Origin of the sequence: Halomonas sp. 7T (assembly GCF_025643255.1) — a bacterium.
Classification (GTDB): domain Bacteria; phylum Pseudomonadota; class Gammaproteobacteria; order Pseudomonadales; family Halomonadaceae; genus Vreelandella.
Genome location: NZ_CP087112.1, coordinates 1005185 through 1026015 on the forward strand (window position 1 = coordinate 1005185; position 20831 = coordinate 1026015).

The window sequence follows — 20831 nt, forward strand, 5'->3', positions numbered from 1 at the left end:
AAGGAGGCCACGCCAATGAGTCATGATCTACACGAATCGCTACGCGATAACGTGCGTATTCTGGGCGACAGCTTAGGACGCACGATTGCCGATGATTTAGGCCAATCGTTTGTCGATAAGATTGAAACCATTCGTGCCCATGCCAAGCGGGGGCGCCAAAGCGACTCGCTCCAGCAGCGGCAGTTGATTGAGTACTTACGCCAGCTGCCAGAGCGGGACCTGCTGCCGGTCACCCGCGCGTTCAACCAGTTTTTGAATTTGGCGAATATTGCCGAGCAGCACTATCGGGCGCGATTTCGGCGTGTAGAGGATTATAAGCCCGGAACGCAGCCGGTATTAGGCGAGCTGTTAAACCGCGCTCAGCAGGCGGGTAATTCGCCCCGCAAGCTGGTCGAAACCCTCGCTAACATGCGCGTAGAGCTGGTGCTAACAGCACACCCAACGGAAGTTATTCGCCGCACGTTAATTCAAAAATACGATGCCATTGATGAGTGCTTAACCGCCATTGAAAGCTCGGAAGATTACCCCGAGCGCGGTGCCCGCGCCCAAGGGCGTTTGGAAGAGCTGATCAGCCAGGCCTGGCACACGGATGAGATTCGCCACGAACGGCCAACGCCGGTAGACGAAGCCAAATGGGGCTTTGCGGTGATTGAAAACTCCCTGTGGCAAGCGGTGCCGGACTTCCACCGTGATCTGGATAATCTCCTGCTGGATACCGCAGGGGAGCGTTTGCCGTTGGATGCAGCACCCATTCGCTACGCCTCCTGGATGGGCGGTGACCGCGACGGCAATCCAAATGTGACCGCGAAGGTCACCCGCGAAGTATTGCTGCTAGGTCGCTGGATGGCGGCTGACCTCTACCTACGCGACTTGGAGCAGTTGAAAACCGAACTCTCTATGTGGAAGGCCAATAGCGCGTTGAAGGCGGAGGCAGGCGACGTAGCAGAACCCTATCGCGAGGTGCTAAAACGCCTGCTGGCGCGAATGGAGGCAACGCGTGACTGGGCCAAAGCAGAGCTGGATGGGCGCAACTATGAAGGCGGGCCGATTATCGAAACCCGCGACCAGCTCTACTCCCCGCTGTTAGCCTGCTACCGCTCGCTGTGCGATGTTGGCCTGGATACCATTGCCAACGGCGCGCTGCTGGATACCCTGCGCCGCGTCGCGGTGTTTGGTGTCACACTGACCAAACTTGACCTGCGCCAAGAGGCAAGCCGCCATGCTCAGGTCATCGAAGAGTTGACCAGCGCGCTGGGCCTTGGCCACTACCGTGAATGGGATGAAGCGAAGCGCCAAGCCTTTCTACTTGATGAACTCGCCTCTCGGCGGCCGCTCATTCCGCGTCGCTGGGAGTGCTCTGCAGAGTCCCGTGAGGTGCTCGATACCTTTAAGGTCATTGCGCAAGAGCAGTCAGAGGCGCTGGGTACGTACATTATCTCCATGGCGGCAGAGCCTTCTGACGTGCTCACCGTTGCGCTGCTGATGAAAGAGGTCGGGGGGCAAGTAACACTTCCCATTGCGCCGCTGTTTGAAACGCTTAACGATTTGAATCATGCGGGTGATGTAATTGACCAGCTGCTGGCGATACCGGGCTACCGCGCGCTGATTGATGATCGCCAGGAAGTCATGATCGGGTACTCCGACTCAGCCAAGGATGCCGGACAGCTTGCCGCTGCCTGGGCACAGTACCGCGCCCAGGAAGCGTTGGTGAATGTGTGTGAGAAGCATGGCGTTGATCTGACGCTGTTCCATGGCCGTGGCGGCACCGTTGGTCGTGGTGGCGGTCCTGCTCATGCGGCGATTCTCTCCCAACCCCCAGGCTCGGTAAACGGTAGTCTGCGGGTGACTGAACAGGGCGAGATGATTCGCTTTAAGTTCGGCCAGCCCGATATTGCCCTGCGCTCCATGGAAATCTATGCCTGTGCGGTGCTAGAAGCCACGCTACTTCCGCCCCGCACGCCAGAACCGCATTGGCGGGAAGAGATGGATCAGTTGGCGAACGTTGCCCATGCCGCTTATGTGGGCGTGGTGCGTGAAGATCCAGATTTTGTGCCTTACTTCCGTGCTGTTACCCCGGAAGGCGCGCTAGGCAGGCTGCCGCTAGGCTCAAGGCCCACCAAGCGCCGCCAGGATGGCGGTGTGGAAACCCTGCGAGCGATACCGTGGATTTTTGCTTGGACACAGATTCGCTTAATGCTGCCCGCATGGCTGGGCAGCGGAGAAGCGTTTTCGCGGCGGCTAGAGCAGCCGGGTGGGCGCGATGTGCTACAAGAAATGCGCAATGAGTGGCCCTTCTTTGGCACCTACCTGGACATGCTTGAGATGCTATTGGCCAAGGCTGATGTAGCGATTGCCGCTTACTACGAGCACCGGCTTGTCGATGAGCCGTCGCTAAAAGCCCTGGGTAAAAAGCTGCGTGATCGCTTTGAGAAGCTTGAAGAGGCTGTGCTCGATATTCTGCAGCAGGAGAAGCTGCTGGAAAATACGCCGCTCATCCGTCAAGCGATTGATGTGCGCAACCCCTACATCGATCCGCTGCACGGCCTACAGGCCGAGCTTTTGCAGCGTAATCGCGATGCCGATGGGGCCATCAGCGCTGACCTTTCCCGTGCATTGATGGTTACCATGGCAGGCATTGCGGCCGGCTTGCGCAACACAGGCTAAGTTGACGTTTGTCTATCAGCGCCGTCACCGCTGGGTGGCGGCGCTTTTCTATATGTCTGTTGCGGAGGGTCGGAGCATGAATGCGCAAGCCCAAGACGTGTTGGCATTTTGGTTTCAGGAGTTGACGCCAGCCCAATGGTTCAAGAAAGACCCCAAGATGGATCAACAAATTGTTGAGCGCTTTAGCAATGTGGTGAGCAAAGCCGCCGCCTGTGAGTGCTTTGAGTGGCGGCGCTCGGCGCGTGGACGGCTGGCGGAAGTGATCGTACTGGATCAATTCTCGCGCAATATCTACCGCGACGATGCTCGCTCGTTTGCCTGCGACATGCTTGCATTGGCGCTGGCTCAGGAGGCGGTTGCCAGCGGGGCAGATCAGGCGCTCTCGGCGGTGGAGCGCAGTTTTCTCTATATGCCCTATATGCATAGCGAATCACCGGTCATTCATAGCATTGCTCTGCAGCTTTTCGACCAGCCGGGTCTGGAGAGTAATCTAGAGTTCGAGAAACGCCACAAAGCCATTATCGATCGCTTTGGGCGCTATCCGCATCGCAATGCGGTCTTGGGCCGAACCTCAACTCCGGAAGAGGTCGAATTCCTCAAGCAGCCCGGCTCCTCTTTTTAACGTTTATTTAGGCTATATGGCGTTTTATGTCGTTACGAAAATCTACTCGAATTAATAAATACATCAGCGAAAGCGGCCTCTGCTCCCGCCGGGAAGCAGACCGCTATGTTGAGCAGGGCAATGTGTGGATTAACGGCCGTCGGGCCACTACCGGAGATCAGGTCGTGGTAGGTGACCGGGTGAAGGTTAACGGTCAGGAGATTGAGCCACAGGAAGAGGAAGATTTAGTACTGATCGCGCTGAACAAGCCGGTGGGGATTGTCAGCACCACGGAGTCTGCAGAAAAAGACAATATCGTCGAGTTTGTGAAGCACGGCACGCGTATTTTTCCCATCGGGCGCCTGGATAAAGATTCTCAAGGGCTGATCTTTTTGACCAACAACGGTGACTTGGTTAATAAGATCCTGCGCGCCAACAATAACCATGAAAAAGAGTACGTGGTCACGGTCAACAAACCGATTACCGATGAGTTTATTGCCGGTATGCAGGGCGGCGTTCCGATTCTGGGGCAGATGACGAAAAAGTGTCAGGTGAGCAAAGAGTCGACATTTGTGTTCACTATTACCCTGGTACAAGGGCTGAATCGGCAAATTCGCCGTATGTGCGAGCACTTTGGCTATGAGGTAACGCAGCTGGTACGCACGCGCATCATGAACGTTTCGCTGAAAGGCTTGGCGCTAGGCGATTGGCGGGATTTAACGCCCAAAGAGATTGATACCATCATTCGCCTGACGGAAGCTTCTGATCCCGTACCCGAGAAAAAAAGGCCAGCCAGGCCCAACTACAGCGGTGGCGCTGGCTCAGGGGCTGGAAAAGCCAGAAAGCCTGCTGCTAAACGCGCTGCGGGTGGTACGCCGCCAGGGGCAAAAGCGGCTGGCAAGGCGCGCAAAAACCCCAAGGCAAAAGCGGCTGCACCGGGTAAACCTGCGGGCAGGGGAAAGCCAGCGATTAAAGCCAAGCCCGGTGGTAAACCCAGTGGTAAACCAAGTGGCAAGCCGGCTAAAGGCGCCCGTTCGGGTGGTAAGCCAGGCGCAGGCAAGCCCCCAACACGTCGCAAATAGTGCCCCTAAAAGGATAGAAGCGCATGAGCCAAACGGTGCTACTCATCGTGGCTATTTATGGGATAGCGAGCCTTACGACGTATGCCGTTTATGCCATTGATAAGCGGGCAGCGATTAAAAGACGCCGTCGCGTGAGTGAAAAAACGCTGCACTGGCTGGCGCTGATAGGGGGGTGGCCGGGGGCGTGGTGCGCACAGCAATGGCTGCGGCATAAGACCCAAAAAACGGCCTTTCGGCGTGTTTTTTGGGTCACGGTCACTCTGAATGTGGTGGCACTGTTCGGATTAGCCGCGTTTACGCCGCTGCGTTAGGGGCAAACAGGAAGTTGGCAATCAGCTCTTTACCGCCCTCGGTGGCAAACGACTCCGGGTGAAACTGAATGCCGTGAATCGGGTAGTCGCGGTGTTTCACGCCCATCAGCTCAAATTCACCCGCCGCCTGCCAGCGGCTGCGTTCAGCAAAGCGGTCGGCGGCGAGTGCACCCACCGTGGCGGTCACCTCCAGGCACTCCGGCAGGGTCGCCGCATCGGCAATCAGTGAGTGGTAGCGCATCACTTCAAGCTGGTCGGGCACGCCGTGAAACACCGAGCGGTTGTCGTGGTGGATGGGGCTGATTTTGCCATGCATTGGCAGCGGCGCTTTGACTACCTTGCCACCAAACACATGCACGATCCCCTGCATCCCTAAGCAAACCCCCAGTAGCGGCGTGGTTTTTCCCAGCTTCTCAATCACCTCGGCACAGACGCCAAAGTAACGCGGGTCATCCGGCGAGCCGGGGCCAGGCGAGATAATAATGCGATCCGGCGCCATGGCTTCAATCGCTTTAAAATCGATCTGGTTATTGCGCTTCACTATGATCTCAAAATGAGGCAGCTCGCCGCGATTCTTCTCCGTGGTCAGAATCTCACCAATAAACTGGTAAAGGTTGTAGGTGAATGAGTCGTAGTTATCGATGATCAGCACCTTCATGCGGGGCTCTCCGTTTCCGTATCCATAAAGGGGGCTAAGGCCTTGCGGGTGCCGGCAAATTTGCGGCGAATTTCCTCGTACTCATCCTCGGCGTTGCTGTCGTACACGTTGCCGCCGCAGGTTTGCACGTAGGCGCGTTCGCCGTTCACAAATACCGTACGAATGGGAATCGCAAAGGTGCAGTCGCCGTTAAACGAGAACTGGCCCACCGCGCCGCCGTAGGGGCCGCGCCCATCGGTTTCTAGGTCGTCGATAATCTTCATTGCTTCGATTTTAGGTGCGCCTGTCAGCGTACCCGCCGGGAAGTTGCTGGCCAGTGCGGTGAACATATCCTCACCTTCATCAATAATCCCAACAATTTCGCTAGAGATATGCTGAACGTGACTGAAGCGCTTGATATCCATCAGGCTGCGTACTTTGACCGTGCCGAACTGAGCCACTCGGCCAATGTCGTTGCGGTGCAGGTCCACAATCATATTGTGTTCGGCGATCTCTTTCGGGTCGTTGAGCAGCGCCCGGGCAAGCTGGGTATCTTCCTGGGGCGTTTGGCCGCGCAGGGTAGTGCCTGCTAACGGGAACGTCTCCATCTCCCCCTGGCGCAGGCGGAACAGCAGCTCAGGGCTTGCGCCAATCAGCTTCTGCTCGCCAAACTTCACGTAGTACATCTGCGGCGAAGGGTTAATGGTGCGCAGCTGGTCGTAAAGCGCCAGGGTATCGCCCTGAATGCGAAAGCGTTTTTTAAAGCCCACTTCGCACTGAAAAACTTTGCCATCGATGATGTCCTGTTTCACCTTGGCGACCGCTTCGGCATGTTCGGCTTTGCTCATGGTGTCGCCCAACGCGGTAATGTGCAGCGCGCCTGCGGGCTTGTCGTCGGCGTCGATCAGCGTCTGTAGAAACTCGTAACGGCTGTTGTCGTAGTAGAAGTAGGTGACTTCGCCTGTCATCTTGTCGAGGATCAAGCCGTCTTTATACAGCCCAAAGCGGAACGTATCGAAGTCTTCGCTAGCCTTCAGCGTCAGCGACGGCTCGAAGTACTGCATGGCGTCGTAACCTAAATAGCCGCTTAATCCGCCCGCGTACTTGCGCGAGATAATGTTCTGCGGGATCAGGCTACGTAGCAGCTCGTAGGGGTTGTCGCTGGGGTAGTGGTTGGTATCGCCGTCACGGCTTTCAATGGTCAGCGTGGTGCCATTGGCGTAGAGCGTGTACTCAGGGTCAAAGCCGATGATCGAGTGGCGCGCCATGTGGCTATCTTCGCCCAGCGACTCCAGCATGTAGCAGGTATCGAAGTGCCGCTCGATTTTTTGAAACAGGGCAAAGAAGTCGCAGTCCGCTGCAAGGGTAACGTAGTGAGGCTTGCGGGGCAGGGTGAACGGCTGGGGGCCTGCCGCAGCGGCCTTATCAGTGGTGCTCATAAGTGATCATTCCGTGAAGAGGCTAACATCGTCAGCGCGCGTGAACCGCGTGACACGGTCGCAATACCCACGCCGAGGGTTTCGGCAATTTTGCGGTGGGGCACGCCTTCGCGTAGCAGCTTAAAAATCTGTAGGCGTTTGCTGATTTCTTGGTATTCGGCGGGCGTTAACAGGCTAGCAAGCGCCTCGTGCATGGCCTCAGGCGAGTCAATGTTGAGCAAGTGACGCGCTAGTTCGGCTTGAAAATGATCATTTGAGGAAACGTTTGTAAACACTGTTAATCACCAAGCCGTTATTAATGTACTAGCGTACTAGTACATTAACAGCATGGGATAAAAGGTCAATGCCAAAACGATGGCAGCGCTATGTTTTTTTAATGCACGGGAGATTCGGCAAGCGGTTATTAAAAGGGCAAGTGTAGCGATGCGCTCAGCATATTGAGGTGGCTTAGGGTGGGGGCGTCGATACGTTCGTACTCAAGTCGGCTCACTAGCCGGTTAATGGTCATCGTTGCGCCGAAGCCTTGCAGTAAGGCAGTGCCACCGCTGTCGGCCAGGGGTTGGTCGGTTTCTCCACGCCACTCGGTAAAGCCGGATTTCGCGTAGATGCTAAACGCGCCCATTCTAACCCCTGCCACAAGGGCGCCACCTAAGCTGAGGGTATCCATAATGAGGGGGGAAACGCCGTTGGAAATGGGCACTTCTTCACTTTCGCGGTACGCAATTTCAGCGCCAATATCCAAACGCGGCAGCCGCTCTGGGCTGAAACCGGCGGTCAGTCGAAAACCCGTGGTGTAGGTATCTAAACTGTTTAAATCACTACCTTCCAATACCAAGCCATTGGCCAGTGTGATGAGTTCACTTTCGGTGGCGGTATAAGCCATCACGGGAGTGCTGTCGCTAGCAAGGCAGCTCATAAAGGGGAGCGTCGAGCCAAATGCACTATAGAGCAGGGTGCTTGCCAAGCGGTTCATTGGCGTTCCTCTGTCCTTTGACATGGAAGGTATCTTTACCAGCCTAGCAACGCGCGCTGATTTCTACCACGTTAATTGCGTTATTGGCCAAATTTTCTAGCAGGTTTTTCCCCATCTTTAAAAAGCGCTCGCCAAATACCCACTGCGGCGAAAGCACGGCTGTGTGCGGCGTTTGCTCTTTTTGTCGCTGACGCTGGCGCCACTCCAGAGCGGTACTACTCCAGTCTTCGCAACGTGAAAGCGTAAATCCTTCGGCCTCAAGCCGCTGGGTTAAATCAGCCAGGGTAAGTAGGTGCGAATGTTCCTGTGTTTCTGCCCAAGGCACCGGTAAGCGGAGGTTGGCAATGTTTTCGCCACTGACCACCTCGTGCATTACGAGCGTTCCGCCCGGGCGAAGTACGCGGCGGCACTGCGCCAGAACGCGGGCAGGGTCAGGCATGTTCATTAAGCTGTGTTGAAACAGGACGGCATCGAATGTGTGTTTTGGAAAGGGCAATGCGCAGGCATCTCCGGTAACACAGCGAAGGGGCGGGTTGGCCGAATGAAGTGATAAATCAGTCAGCGCTTGGTTTAGTACGTTAAAACGGTGGGTAATATCCAACCCGGTAATATGAAACCCCAGCGCTGCCCCTTGGCGCATTAGCCCGCCTAAGCCTGAGCCGATATCCAGCACGTGGGTATGGGTGTGCGCATCAAGCAAATTAAGCAGCTTTTTTGACGCGGCAATACCGCCGATATGCAGTTGGTCTAACGGGGCGAGCTGGTGCAGGGTCGCACCGTCAGGGTAGTAAGTACGAATCTGGGTAATAATATCGCCATCCCGCAGACCTTGTTGATAGTGCTCAGCGAGCGGCTGGTGGTTGGCCATGTCAGTGTCTCGTGATGGAAGAGGCGGTAGATAACGTAAAACGCCGACCGCTGGCCGGCGTTGATTAACAGAGCGCTGGGTAGTGATTATGTTTGATCTTCAAGCCCAAGCTCTTGGATAGAGATTTCGCGCATTTTGAATTTCTGAATTTTCCCCGTCACCGTCATGGGGAATTCATCGACGAATTTGAAGTAGCGCGGGATTTTAAAGTGGGTGATTTTGCCTTTGCAGTATTCACGCAGTTCTTCACCGGTGACGTCGCTTGCGCTGCTGTTGAGCTTCACCCAGGCAATTAACTCTTCGCCATATTTCTTATCCGGCACGCCGGTAACCTGTACTTCGGAGATTGCCGGGTGGGCGTATAGAAACTCCTCAATTTCTTTGGGGTAAACGTTCTCGCCACCGCGAATCACCATATCTTTAATGCGGCCAACAATTTGGATATAGCCCTCTTCGTCCATGGTGGCTAAGTCGCCGGTATGCATCCAGCCCGCCTCATCAATGGCTTCGGCAGTGGCTTTTTCGTTTTTCCAGTACTTGAGCATGACGCTGTAGCCACGGGTACACAGCTCGCCGATTTCGCTGCGGGGCAAAATACCGCCGTTGCCGGGATCGACAATTTTGCTTTCCAGATGGGGCTGGGTGCGGCCTACGGTAGAAACGCGTTTGTCGATGCTGTCGTTAGCGCCGGTTTGGGTAGATACAGGGCTTGTTTCGGTCATGCCGTAGGCGATCTGCACACCTTTCATGTTCATCTTGTCGATGACCTGCTTCATGATTTCAGCAGGGCAGATGGAACCCGCCATGATGCCGGTGCGTAGCGATGAGAAATCGGTGCTGGCAAAGTCCGGGTGCTCCAGCTCGGCGATAAACATGGTCGGTACGCCGTACAGCGCGGTAGCTTTTTGCTCGTGTACCGCTTTTAGCACCTTGCCAGGGTCGAAACCCTCATCCGGGTAAATCATCGCCGCGCCGTGGGTCATACAGCCCAGGTTACCCATCACCATGCCGAAGCAGTGGTAGAGGGGTACCGGGATGACCAAACGGTCTTCGCTGGTAAAGCCCATGCTTTCCGCCACAAAAAAGCCATTGTTCAGGATGTTGTGGTGGGAAAGTGTGGCGCCTTTCGGGAAGCCGGTAGTGCCCGAGGTGTACTGGATATTGATCGGGTCATCAAATTGCAGCGTGGCTTGTAAATCGTCGACGTCGGTTTGGCTGACCTTGCTGGCTTCATTAATGAAGTCGGCCCAGCGCCACATGCCGCTATGTTTTTCGCTGCTTAAGTTAATCACGCACTCAAGCTCTGGCAGCGTTTTTGACTGAAGCTGGCCTTCCGCGCTGCTGTTGAGCTCAGGAGCTAGCTCATAAAGCATGGCGGTGTAGTCGGAAGACTTGAAGCTATGGGCAGTGACTAGAAAACGAGCGCCCGACTGGTTCAGCGCGTACTCCAGCTCATGGGTGCGGTAGGAAGGGTTGATGTTGACCAGAATAGCGCCAAGTTTGGCGGTGGCGAACTGGGTCAGCGTCCACTCGCTGCAGTTAGGCGCCCAAATGGCAACGCGGTCACCTTTTTTAACGCCAATCGCCAGCAGGGCTCGGGCGCAGCGGTTTACCTCTTCCTGAAGCTGGCGATAGCTCCAGTGGATGTTCTGATGCAGCGCAATCAGCGCGTCGTTATCCGGGTACTGTTCAGCGATTTGGTCAAATTTATCGCCAATGGTCATGCCCAGCAGCGGTTTATCGGCGGTGCTGCTGGTGTAACTGGGTAGGGTAAGAGCAGGTGATGCCATAATGTGTCTCTCCGATGTCTTTTTTTTATCTAAACGGGACGTCAGGCGGTACTTATTTATTATTGGACGGTTATTGGCGGCTAATGCCTTTTGCGAGAGCGACCTTTGCGCTTGGCTTGCGGCCTAACTCGTTGGTAATCCAGTAGCCGGTGTCGATCACCGCCTGAAGGTTGATGCCGGTGTTAATCCCCAGGCCTTCAAGTAAATAGAGTACGTCTTCGGTGGCCACATTGCCGGATGCGCCTTTAGCGTAAGGGCAGCCGCCAAGGCCTGCGATGGCGGCGTCAATTACGCTGACTCCTTCCTCCAGCACGGCATATAAGTTAGCCAGGGCCATGCCATAGGTGTCGTGGAAGTGGGCGGCCAAGTGCTCAATAGGCACTTGCTGGCGGGTGGCTTCGATCATTCGCTTAGCCGCAAGCGGCGTGCCCACGCCGATGGTATCGCCCAAGGAGATTTCATAGCAGCCCATCTCATAAAGCGCCTTGGCCACCTCGGCCACTTTTTGGGGCGAGATATCGCCTTCATAAGGGCAGCCCAGCACGCAGGAGACATAGCCGCGTACTCGAACGCCTGCCTCATTGGCCCGTGCGAGCACGGGTTCAAAGCGCTCAAGGGATTCAGCAATTGAGCAGTTGATGTTCTTTTGCGAGAACGCTTCGGAGGCGGCGCCAAACACCGCGACTTCCTCAACGCCCGCTGCCAGTGCGCCTTCCAAGCCTTTTAGGTTAGGCGTGAGTGCTGAGTAAACCACGCCGGGTTGGCGAGCAATGCCGTTCATAACGTCGGTGGCATCGCCCATTTGCGGCACCCACTTAGGCGAGACAAAGCTAGCGGCCTCAATATGGGTGAGGCCAGCGTTGGCTAGCCGTTCGATCAGTTCGATCTTGGTAGCGGTGGGCACCAGAGTGCCCGGTTCATTTTGCAGGCCGTCGCGGGGGGCCATTTCAAACAGCTTAATTGACGTTGGCAGTGCCATAGTTCTGTTCCTATTCGCTGGGGGCGAAGTCGAGCAATACATCGCCCTGGCTCACGGTATCGCCGGCCTGGAAATGGAATGACTCGACGCTGCCATCGGCCGGTGCGGTCATGGTGTGTTCCATCTTCATGGCTTCCATCACCATCAGCGGCATGCCTTTCTCAACCGCTGCGCCGGGTTCAACCAGTAGTGCTACCACGGTGCCGTTCATCGGGGCGGTCAGGGTTGATTCCGCCTCATGGTGGCCGTGGTCGATGGCGTCAATGCGGCGCCAGAACAGGCGCGTTTCGCCGCTTGGTTCTGCCATCACCACAACATGCCCATCGCGGCGCGCTTGAAGGCGGCGACGGTGGCCGTTTAGCGTGACGGCAACGGCATCCCCCGTCAGCGATTGGAGGCTAGCGGTGAGCGTTTCATCACCAATGGTGAGGTTCCAAAGCGATTCGCCGCTCTCGCGCTTACCTTCCACAATCACCACCGCTTCGTCGCTGTCTGCCGCCTGAGCACTTGCCGGGTCACACAGCGCAATGCGGATGGTATGCGGGGCATTCAAACGGAAGCCGTCATGACGATCCCAGGGAGAATCACTTTCACACTCCTGCGCCAGCTGGTTTAAACCAATCAACGCAGCGCTGGCGTAGGCCTCGGTAGAGTAACTGCGCGGGGCAAATAGCGTGGCTTCGTTGCGCTCGATAAAGCGCGTGTCCAGCTCGACATTTTTAAAGCCAGGGTGATTGGCAAGGCGCTGCAGGAACGCGCGATTCGTCACCACACCCTGGACATCCAGCGCGGCTAAAGCGCGGTTCAAGGTGGCAAGCGCAGCGTCACGGTCAGGGCCGTGAACAATCAGCTTGGCCAGCATGGGGTCGTAGTGCATGGAAACGTTGTCGCCACTCTCTACGCCGCTGTCTAAACGTACTTGGTCGCGGTCTAGCCCTGCGCCCTCTAAATCCAGTGCAAAGCGAGTGAGCAGGCCGGTGGCGGGCAGGAAGTCCTGCTCTGGGTCTTCGGCGTAAATCCGCGCTTCAAAGCTGTGGCCCGTGATGGTTAGCTCGTCTTGGGTGCAGGGGAGTGGCTCGCCCATTGCCACGCGCAGCTGCCATTCAACCAAGTCCTGGCCGGTGATCATTTCAGTAACGGGGTGCTCAACCTGCAGGCGGGTGTTCATCTCCATGAAGTAGAACGAGCCGTCAATATCTAACAGGAACTCAACGGTACCCGCGCCTACATAGCCAATCTCTTTGGCGGCGCGAACGGCGGCATCGCCCATGGCTTGGCGCAGCTCCAACGTCATGCCGGGGGCCGGAGCTTCCTCAATGACTTTTTGATGGCGGCGCTGAACGCTGCAGTCACGCTCGAAGAGGTAAACGCCGTTACCATGGCGATCGCAGAACACCTGGACTTCCACATGGCGGGGCTGCACTAGATACTTCTCAATGAGCATGCGGTCGTCGCCAAAGGCCGCCTTGGACTCCCGGCGGCAGCCGTCGAGTGCTGCTTTGAACCCTTCGCCGCTCTCTACAACACGCATGCCTTTACCACCGCCACCGGCGCTGGCTTTGAGCATCACGGGGTAGCCGATTTTGTCGGCCTCGGCGCGCAGCAGGTCATCGTCCTGATCATCGCCATGGTAGCCCGGCACCAAGGGCACGCCTGCGTTTGCCATGCGTGCTTTGGCGGCAGATTTGTCGCCCATGGCGGCAATCGCGGAGGCGGGTGGGCCAACAAAGGTAATGCCTGCCTGTTCAAGCGCTTTTACGAAGCCACCGTTTTCCGATAGAAAACCGTAGCCGGGGTGAATTGCGCCTGTGCCGGTACGCTTGGCAGCTTCAATCACCGCATCAACATTCAAATAGCTTTCGCGGGCGGCGGCGGGGCCTAAACGCACGGCTTCATCGGCTTCGCGCACATGGCGGGCAGTGGCGTCGGCATCTGAATAAACAGCGACAGTTTTAAGCCCCATCCGGCGGGCAGTGCGCATCACTCGGCAGGCAATTTCGCCGCGGTTAGCCACCAGCAGGGTATCGAACGTGTGTGTCTGAGCGTTGTTTTCAAGCGTCATGAGCGTGGCTCCGCAGCGTTGTTCTGTTCTTGAAGGCTGGACGGTTGCGTCCAGGCGGGGCGGCGCTTTTCAAAAAAGCTGGATAAGCCCTCTTGTCCCTCTTGGCTCACCCGTAATTTAGCGATGACCTGGCAGGTGTGTTCACGTGTGGCGTCAGCATCTGGCGCTTGTGCAACGCTTGCCAGCAGGGCTTTGGTGGCGCGTTGTGCTTGGGGCGAGCCGGCTAGCAGAGTTTCCAGCATAGCGTCTACTTCGGTATCTAGCGCCTCATGTTCCACCACCTTATGCGCTAAACCCAGCGCCAGCGCTATTTCGGCGTCTATGACCTCTGCCGTTAAAGCGTAGCGGCGCATTTGGCGCTCGCCCAGCGCACGCTGCACGTAAGGGCTGATGACGGCAGGCGAGAGGCCAATTTTGACTTCTGAGAGGCAGAATTTTGCCTTTCCTGACGCGATGACCACATCGCAACAGGCAGCTAACCCTACCGCACCGCCAAAGGCGGCACCCTGCACTCGGCACACCGTGGGGCAGGGCAGGGTATCCAGGCCATGCATTAAGGCTGACAGCTTGCGGGAGTCAGCGAGATTATCTTCTAAGTCGTAATCGACCATACGCTTCATCCAGTTCAGGTCAGCGCCTGCGGAGAAGCTTTTTCCCTCAGAACCGAGTACGACTGCCCGAACATCGCCAGCATTGGCCAGTTGATGCAGTTTTTCAAGGTGCGCATTGAGTTCGGCAATCAAGCTGTCGTCGAAGGCGTTATGCACCTCTGGGCGGTTTAGGGTCAGGCGCGCGATGCCGTTTTCAATCAGTAGGGTTGAGTAAGCCATGGTATTTGCCCCTTACATCCGGAACACGCCGAAGCGCGTCTCTTCGACTTCAGCATTCATCGCGGCCGCGAGCGAAAGTCCCAGCACATCGCGAGTTTGCAGCGGGTCGATAACGCCGTCATCCCACAGACGGGCGCTGGCATAGTAAGGGTGGCCCTGGTGCTCGTACTGATCGCGGGTGGGCTGTTTGAATGCCTCTTCTTCCTCTTTGGTCCACTCGCGCCCTTCGCGTTCATGTTGCTCGCGCTTCACCTGAGAAAGTACGCCTGCTGCCTGCTCGCCACCCATCACCGAAATACGCGCATTGGGCCACATAAACAGCAGGTTGGGATCGTAGGCGCGGCCGCACATGCCGTAGTTACCCGCGCCGAAGCTGCCGCCAATGAGCACTGTGAACTTAGGTACTTTGGCGCAGGCCACGGCGGTTACCAGCTTGGCGCCGTGCTTGGCGATGCCTTCGTGCTCATATTTAGAGCCGACCATAAAGCCGGTAATGTTCTGCAGGAACACCAGCGGGATCTTGCGCTGGGCGCACAGCTCAATAAAGTGAGCACCTTTGACGGCGCTTTCAGAGAACAGCACGCCGTTGTTGGCCACAATGCCTACTGGGTAGCCGTGGATATGGGCAAAGCCGGTCACCAACGTGTCGCCGTAGTAGCGTTTGAACTCGTCAAAGTCAGAATCATCGACCACACGGCCAATCACTTCGCGCACGTCGTAGGGTTTTTTAAGGTCGGTACCCACAATGCCGTAAAGCTCGGCGGGGTCGAGCTTGGGTGGTTTTGGCGCCTGCATGGCTAATTTGCCACGCTTTTGCCAGTTCAGACGCGATACACAGGCGCGGGCGAGCTGCAGCGCGTGGGCGTCGTTTTCGGCGTAGTGGTCGGCAACCCCACTGACTTTGGCGTGCACATCGGCGCCGCCCAAGTCTTCGGCGCTGATACTTTCGCCGGTGGCAGCTTTTACCAACGGCGGGCCGCCTAGGAAAATCGTGCCCTGCTCTTTAACGATGATGGATTCGTCCGCCATAGCAGGTACGTAAGCACCCCCTGCGGTACAGGAGCCCATCACCACGGCAATTTGTGGAATGCCTTCTGCCGACATAGTGGCTTGGTTGTAGAAAATGCGCCCGAAGTGGTCGCGGTCGGGGAACACCTCGTCCTGGCGGGGCAGGAAAGCACCGCCAGAATCGACTAAGTAGATGCACGGAAGGCGGTGCTTGCGGGCAATTTCCTGAGCGCGCAGGTGTTTTTTCACCGTTAGCGGAAAATACGTGCCGCCTTTTACCGTGGCATCGTTAGCCACAATCACGCACTCAACGCCAGATACCCGGCCAATGCCCGTTACTACGCCTGCTGCGGGTACGTCACTATCGTAAACGTGATGGGCTGCCAGGGCGGAAAACTCTAAAAAGGGCGAGCCTTCGTCAATTAAGTGGTCGATGCGATCACGCACGAATAACTTGCCGCGGCTTTCGTGGCGCTCACGAGCTTTAGGGCCACCGCCTTGGGCGACGGCGGCGGTTAACTCGCGTAGCTTGGAAACTTCCGCCAGCATTGAGGCCGCGTTGGTTTGAAAGACATCGCTGCGGGGATTGATCTGTGTAGAGAGTGTGCTCATGGCGCGGCCCTTACTTTGTTTCGGTGAAGAGTTCGCGGCCAATCAGCATCCGGCGAATTTCGCTGGTGCCCGCGCCAATTTCATACAGCTTCGCGTCGCGCAGCAGGCGTCCGGTGGGATACTCGTTGATATAACCGTTACCACCGAGTAGCTGAATAGAATCCAGGGCGACTTGGGTGGCTTTTTCGGCACAGTATAGAATCACCCCAGCGGCGTCTTTGCGCGACGTTTGGCCGCGATCGCAAGCACCTGCGACGGCGTATAAGTAGGCGCGGCACGCATTCAGCGTGGTGTACATATCGGCCACTTTGCCCTGCACGAGTTGGAACTCACCAATGGATTGGTTGAACTGCTTACGCTCATGGATATAGGGCATCACCACGTCCATGGCGGCTTGCATAATACCGATGGGGCCAGCGGCTAGAACGGCGCGTTCGTAGTCCAAACCGCTCATCAGTACGCGCACGCCTTTGCCGACGTCACCCAGTATGTTTTCGGCGGGTACACGGCAATCCTGGAACACTAGTTCGCAGGTGTTGGAGCCACGCATGCCCAGCTTGTCGAGTTTCTGCGCGGTCGAGAAGCCTTCCATGCCCTTTTCGATAATAAACGCGGTAATGCCTTTAGAGCCCGCGTCTGGGTCGGTTTTGGCGTACACCACCAGCACATCCGCATCAGGACCGTTGGTGATCCACATCTTATTGCCGTTAAGGATGTAGTGATCGCCATCTTGTTTTGCGCGCAGCTGCATGGAGACGACATCGGAACCTGCGCCCGGCTCGGACATTGCCAGCGCGCCTACGTGGTCGCCGCTGATCAACTTGGGCAGGTATTTCTCTTTTTGTGCAGCGGTGGCGTTAATCTTGAGCTGGTTGACGCACAGGTTGGAGTGCGCGCCGTAGGAGAGTGCGACCGAGGCGCTGGCGCGCGAAATTTCTTCCATAGCGATGCAGTGAGCTAGGTAGCCCATGCCACTACCGCCATCCTCTTCAGACACGGTAATACCCAGCAGGCCCATATCGCCAAACTTTTTCCAAAGGTCGTTAGGAAATTCGTTGGTGCGGTCGATTTCGGCAGCGCGGGGAGCAATTTCACTCGCGGCAAAGGCGTTGACCTGCTCGCGCAGCATGTTCAGTTCGTCGTCCAGGCCAAAATTAAGTTCTGAATAGTGTGAAAACATGGTCAATTACCTTGTGGTTGTTAATGGATGCTTTTCGTTCAGTTCTTCAAGTGCTTGTCGGCAGCGAATTTCGGCACTTTCAAGCTCAAGCTGCACCATGGTGATGTCTTTCATTTGTTGTTCGAGGGCGGCGCGGCGCTCTCCAATCTTGCTTAACATCAGGTGCAGCTGTTTTTCGCTGCCGCTACGGGTTTCATCCCACAGCTCGAAAAGTTCCCGAATTTCAGCGAGGGAAAATCCCAGGCGTTTGCCGCGTAGCGTTAGTTTCAGCCGGACACGATCTTTACTGCTGTATATGCGTGTTTGTCCCCGGCGGGCGGGGTGTAAAAGCTCTTGGTCTTCATAAAAGCGAATACTGCGCGTGGTGACATCGAACTCGCTGGCCAGCTCACTGATCGAGTAGGTTTTGCTCATTATCATGGTTCTCGTCAATAGGGGGATGTCCCTATGGAACACTGACCATGAGGCTAAAACAAGTTTACGTTAACGTAAAGCTGATATTGCTTTGCGTCGATAACCGTTGAATTTATTTAAGTGTATGAAAAATATAATTTTAAAGAGTTGTTGGTAGAGGTAACTTAGCCTGCGTAGACCAAAGTTGTAATTGTAATACCCTGCAAGTGATTGCTAGTTTGCACCTACACCTTACGTTCAGGTAAGGGTGCGTCGCCGGCTAACGATTTTCCGCTCCAGAGTAAACTGGCTGGTGCAAAGTCAGCACAAGAACAACAAGAGGCTTACCACTTCATGCGTGCAGACGATGTCAATAAGGGGCCAGTGCTCGAAACGCGAGGGCTGACCAAAGAGTTCCGCGGCTTTACCGCCGTTGATGATGTGAACCTTCAAGTCCAAGAAGGGCATATTCACGCCCTTATCGGGCCTAACGGTGCAGGTAAAACAACCGTTTTTAACCTGTTAACCAAGTTTTTACCGCCTACTCGCGGTGAGATCCTCTATCGCGGCAAACCTATCACCAGTAAAAAGTCCAACGAGATAGCCCAGCTTGGCTTAGTGCGCTCGTTTCAGATTTCGGCCGTGTTTGCCCACATGACCGCGCTAGAAAACGTTCGTGTTGCCCTGCAGCGCCAGTTGGGCACTTCTTTTCACTTTTGGAAGTCGGAAAAGTCGCTCGACCATCTTAACGATCGCGCCATCGAGCTGTTGGAAGAAGTGGGCTTAAGAGAGTACGCCGACACCTTAACGGTAGAAATGCCTTACGGCCGCAAACGTGCCTTGGAAGTGGCCACGACGCTAGCGCTTGACCCCAAAATGATGCTGCTGGATGAACCTACCCAGGGCATGGGCGCTGAAGATGTTGACCGCATCGTGGCGCTGATTAAGCGTGTCTCACAAGGACGCACGGTATTGATGGTGGAACACAACTTAAGCGTGGTAAGCCGGTTATGTGACCGCATTACTGTTCTAGCGCGTGGCGCCGTGTTAGCAGAAGGCGACTATGACGAGGTTTCCCGCAACCCGCTGGTGCGTGAGGCTTACATGGGTAGTGAAGCTGCTGAAGAGGAGGCTGCTGTATGAATACTGCCGAGGCGTATGAGTCACACGAAGCGTCCGATTCGCAGACATTGGAAATGTTGCGGGTAAATGATCTGCATGCTTTTTACGGCGAATCGCATATTCTGCACGGCGTGAATTTTGATGTTAAACGTGGCGAGTTGGTGACCCTATTAGGTCGAAATGGCGCAGGGCGCAGCACTACCCTTAAAGCCATTATGAATATGGTGGGACGACGCACCGGCTCTATCGTCATTAACGGTAACGAAACGCTGCGTATGAAGCCGCACCATATTCCTCGGCTGGGTATTGGTTACTGCCCGGAAGAGCGGGGGATTTTTGCAAGTTTGGATGTACACGAAAATCTATTGCTACCGCCCACCGTGCGCTCAGGCGGCATGAGCCTAGATGAAATCTATGGCATGTTCCCCAATTTGTATGAGCGCCGAAAAAGCCAGGGGACGCGGCTTTCAGGCGGTGAGCAGCAGATGTTGGCCATGGCGCGTATTTTGCGCACCGGGGCTAGGTTATTGCTGCTTGATGAAATTACCGAGGGGTTGGCACCGGTTATCGTGCAGAAATTAGCTGAGGTGTTAATCCAGTTGAAAGAGCGCGGTATGACCATTGTGCTGGTGGAGCAGAACTTCCGCTTTGCGGCCCCTTTAGCGGATCGCCACTTCGTGATGGATCATGGTCAGATTGTGGAAGAGATCACCGCGGCACAGCTGCCATCTCGCCGTGATCATCTCAACAGTATGTTGGGGGTGTAGCAACGACCGAAGCTGGGGGGTTAACAACCACCGAGATTAATAACGCAGTACTTAAAAAAACAGTACTTAAAAAACGGTACTAAAAACGCTGAACGCTCTATAAAACACTTAATAACGTCGTAACACAAAAACAAAGGCCTTAAGGGCCAGGAGACGAACATGACCTTCATGAAAAAAACGCTGACCGCCAGCATCGCTGTTGCCGCTGCTTCCACCATGGCTATTTCAACCGCTCAGGCTGACATGAGCGATGGTGAAGTTCGCATTGGTTATCTGGCAGATATGTCAGGTACGTATCGTGACCTTGCCGGGCCAGGTGGGCAAACGGCTATGGAAATGGCCGTGGCAGATTTTGGTGGCAGTGTTAATGGCGCCCCCATTGTTATTTTTAGTGCGGATGACCGTAACAGCGCAGACGTGGGTGCGAACACGGTACGCGAATGGATTGATCAGCGTAACGTGGATATGGTGGGCGGCCTTGTGGCGTCTTCGGTCACTATCGCGGTTACCCGTGTGCTTGAAGAGAACAACGGCCTGGGCATCGTATCCGGCTCTGCGGCGTCAAGCATTACCAATGAACACTGCACGCCAAACCACATTCACTGGGTGTATGACACTTACCCGCTGGCCAACGGTACCGCACAAGCCGTTGTAGAACAGGGCGGCGACACGTGGTTCATGCTGACCGCAGACTACGCCTTCGGCCACGCGCTTGAGGGTGACGTAACACGCGTCGTAGAAGAGAGTGGTGGTGAAGTAGTGGGCGGCGTTCGCCATCCGTTCCCCACTAGCGATTTCTCTTCTTACATTCTCCAGGCGCAAGGCTCTGGAGCCAAAATTGTGGGTCTGGCTAACGCAGGTGCGGATACCGTCAACGCGATCACCACGGCTAGCCAGTTCGGTCTTGTTCAAAGCGGTCAGCAGTTAGCGGGTCTGCTTATCTTCCTAAATGACGTTCACGCCCTAGGCCTGGAAGCTACCCAAGGCCTGCTGCTTACCACTGGCTGGTACTGGGACATGGATGAAGAGGCCCGTGCGTGGTCTGAGCGTTACTACGAAGAGATGGGCCGTATGCCGACGATGGTGCAAGCGGGTATCTATTCCAGCACCATGCACTACCTAAAAGCCGTAGAAGCAGCGGGTACCGATGACCCTGAAGTGGTACGTGCCCAGATGGCAGAAATGCCCGTTGATGACTTCTTTGCCCGCAACGGCACCATTCGTGAAGATGGCCGCATGATTCACGATATGTACCTGGCCCAGGTGAAAACACCGGAAGAGTCTACCGGTGAGTGGGATCTCTATGAAATCCTCAGCACCATTCCCGCCGAAGAAGCCTACCGTCCGCTTTCCGAGAGTCAGTGCAAGCTGGTTCAAAACTAAAACGGGTCTAGAAACGTTTGAAAGCATAGGGCCTATGGCAGCGATTCAGGCTTAGCCATTCACAGCCTTGAAGCGTTATTACATAAGCAATACCCACGGGTGGCAGCAGGTGCTGCTACCCGCTTGGCGG

19 protein-coding genes are annotated in these 20831 nt (G+C 55.8%); 7 read left to right on the forward strand and 12 right to left on the reverse strand.

The genetic code is table 11. The features are described 5' to 3' along the window. Positions 1–15: 15 nt before the first annotated feature. From ppc to LOS15_RS04610, 4 genes are all read left to right on the forward strand, one after another. Positions 16–2664, forward strand: coding sequence for a phosphoenolpyruvate carboxylase (gene ppc, locus LOS15_RS04595; protein ID WP_263068441.1), 2649 nt, complete (start codon positions 16–18; stop codon positions 2662–2664). A 76-nt stretch (positions 2665–2740) separates the two neighbouring features. After that, on the forward strand, positions 2741–3286 hold the full coding sequence (locus tag LOS15_RS04600; RefSeq protein ID WP_263068443.1) for a DUF924 family protein: 546 nt from the start codon (positions 2741–2743) through the stop codon (positions 3284–3286). 26 nt (positions 3287–3312) lie between these two features. Then, a complete protein-coding gene (gene rluF, locus LOS15_RS04605) occupies positions 3313–4347 on the forward strand; it encodes a 23S rRNA pseudouridine(2604) synthase RluF (protein WP_263068444.1) in 1035 nt (344 codons plus the stop codon). Positions 4348–4370: 23 nt separating this feature from the next. Beyond that, positions 4371–4658 (forward strand): DUF1294 domain-containing protein, encoded by a 288-nt coding sequence (locus tag LOS15_RS04610; RefSeq protein WP_263068446.1) that lies wholly within the window; start codon positions 4371–4373, stop codon positions 4656–4658. Here LOS15_RS04610 and LOS15_RS04615 read toward each other — a convergent pair. The 12 genes from LOS15_RS04615 to LOS15_RS04670 all read right to left on the reverse strand — a co-directional run bounded on the left by LOS15_RS04615 (position 4642) and on the right by LOS15_RS04670 (position 17450). After that, positions 4642–5316 (reverse strand): anthranilate synthase component II, encoded by a 675-nt coding sequence (locus tag LOS15_RS04615; RefSeq protein WP_263068448.1) that lies wholly within the window; start codon positions 5314–5316, stop codon positions 4642–4644. The genes LOS15_RS04610 and LOS15_RS04615 overlap by 17 nt on opposite strands. Beyond that, complete coding sequence (locus tag LOS15_RS04620; RefSeq protein ID WP_263068450.1) at positions 5313–6734, reverse strand: anthranilate synthase component I family protein; 1422 nt, start codon at positions 6732–6734, stop codon at positions 5313–5315. The genes LOS15_RS04615 and LOS15_RS04620 overlap by 4 nt, the downstream gene beginning before the upstream one ends. Further along, the gene (locus LOS15_RS04625; RefSeq protein ID WP_263068451.1) at positions 6731–7009 is read right to left on the reverse strand and encodes a trp operon repressor; all 279 of its coding nucleotides are present in this window, start codon (positions 7007–7009) and stop codon (positions 6731–6733) included. Before LOS15_RS04625 ends, LOS15_RS04620 begins: the two co-directional genes overlap by 4 nt. A 128-nt stretch (positions 7010–7137) precedes the next feature. Next, positions 7138–7707, reverse strand: coding sequence for a hypothetical protein (locus LOS15_RS04630; protein ID WP_263069624.1), 570 nt, complete (start codon positions 7705–7707; stop codon positions 7138–7140). Positions 7708–7750: 43 nt separating this feature from the next. Then, positions 7751–8575 (reverse strand): class I SAM-dependent methyltransferase, encoded by an 825-nt coding sequence (locus tag LOS15_RS04635; RefSeq protein ID WP_263068452.1) that lies wholly within the window; start codon positions 8573–8575, stop codon positions 7751–7753. A gap of 86 nt (positions 8576–8661) precedes the next feature. Then, complete coding sequence (locus tag LOS15_RS04640; protein ID WP_263068454.1) at positions 8662–10365, reverse strand: AMP-binding protein; 1704 nt, start codon at positions 10363–10365, stop codon at positions 8662–8664. Positions 10366–10435: 70 nt separating this feature from the next. Further along, positions 10436–11344 carry a hydroxymethylglutaryl-CoA lyase gene (locus LOS15_RS04645; protein ID WP_263068455.1) on the reverse strand — a complete coding sequence of 303 codons (909 nt, stop codon included), beginning with the start codon at positions 11342–11344 and terminating at the stop codon, positions 10436–10438. A gap of 10 nt (positions 11345–11354) precedes the next feature. Next, the gene (locus LOS15_RS04650; RefSeq protein ID WP_263068457.1) at positions 11355–13406 is read right to left on the reverse strand and encodes an acetyl/propionyl/methylcrotonyl-CoA carboxylase subunit alpha; all 2052 of its coding nucleotides are present in this window, start codon (positions 13404–13406) and stop codon (positions 11355–11357) included. Next, positions 13403–14236: an enoyl-CoA hydratase/isomerase family protein gene (locus LOS15_RS04655; RefSeq protein ID WP_263068459.1), complete on the reverse strand. Its 834-nt coding sequence runs from the start codon at positions 14234–14236 to the stop codon at positions 13403–13405. Before LOS15_RS04655 ends, LOS15_RS04650 begins: the two co-directional genes overlap by 4 nt. 12 nt (positions 14237–14248) lie before the next feature. Then, positions 14249–15856 carry a carboxyl transferase domain-containing protein gene (locus LOS15_RS04660; RefSeq protein WP_263068461.1) on the reverse strand — a complete coding sequence of 536 codons (1608 nt, stop codon included), beginning with the start codon at positions 15854–15856 and terminating at the stop codon, positions 14249–14251. 10 nt (positions 15857–15866) lie between these two features. Next, entirely contained in the window at positions 15867–17036 is a 1170-nt protein-coding gene (locus LOS15_RS04665) for an isovaleryl-CoA dehydrogenase (protein WP_263068463.1), read from the reverse strand. 6 nt (positions 17037–17042) lie between these two features. Continuing rightward, positions 17043–17450, reverse strand: a complete 408-nt coding sequence (locus LOS15_RS04670) for a MerR family transcriptional regulator (RefSeq protein WP_009099444.1) — start codon at positions 17448–17450, stop codon at positions 17043–17045. A gap of 333 nt (positions 17451–17783) precedes the next feature. Here LOS15_RS04670 and LOS15_RS04675 point away from each other — a divergent pair, with 333 nt between their 5' ends. The 3 genes from LOS15_RS04675 (at position 17784) to LOS15_RS04685 (ending at position 20701) form a co-directional block, all read left to right on the forward strand. Continuing rightward, positions 17784–18572 carry an ABC transporter ATP-binding protein gene (locus LOS15_RS04675; RefSeq protein ID WP_263068464.1) on the forward strand — a complete coding sequence of 263 codons (789 nt, stop codon included), beginning with the start codon at positions 17784–17786 and terminating at the stop codon, positions 18570–18572. Then, a complete protein-coding gene (locus tag LOS15_RS04680; protein WP_263068466.1) occupies positions 18569–19318 on the forward strand; it encodes an ABC transporter ATP-binding protein in 750 nt (249 codons plus the stop codon). The genes LOS15_RS04675 and LOS15_RS04680 overlap by 4 nt, the downstream gene beginning before the upstream one ends. A 159-nt stretch (positions 19319–19477) precedes the next feature. Beyond that, positions 19478–20701, forward strand: a complete 1224-nt coding sequence (locus LOS15_RS04685) for an ABC transporter substrate-binding protein (protein WP_263068469.1) — start codon at positions 19478–19480, stop codon at positions 20699–20701. The last annotated feature ends 130 nt before the right edge of the window (positions 20702–20831 follow it).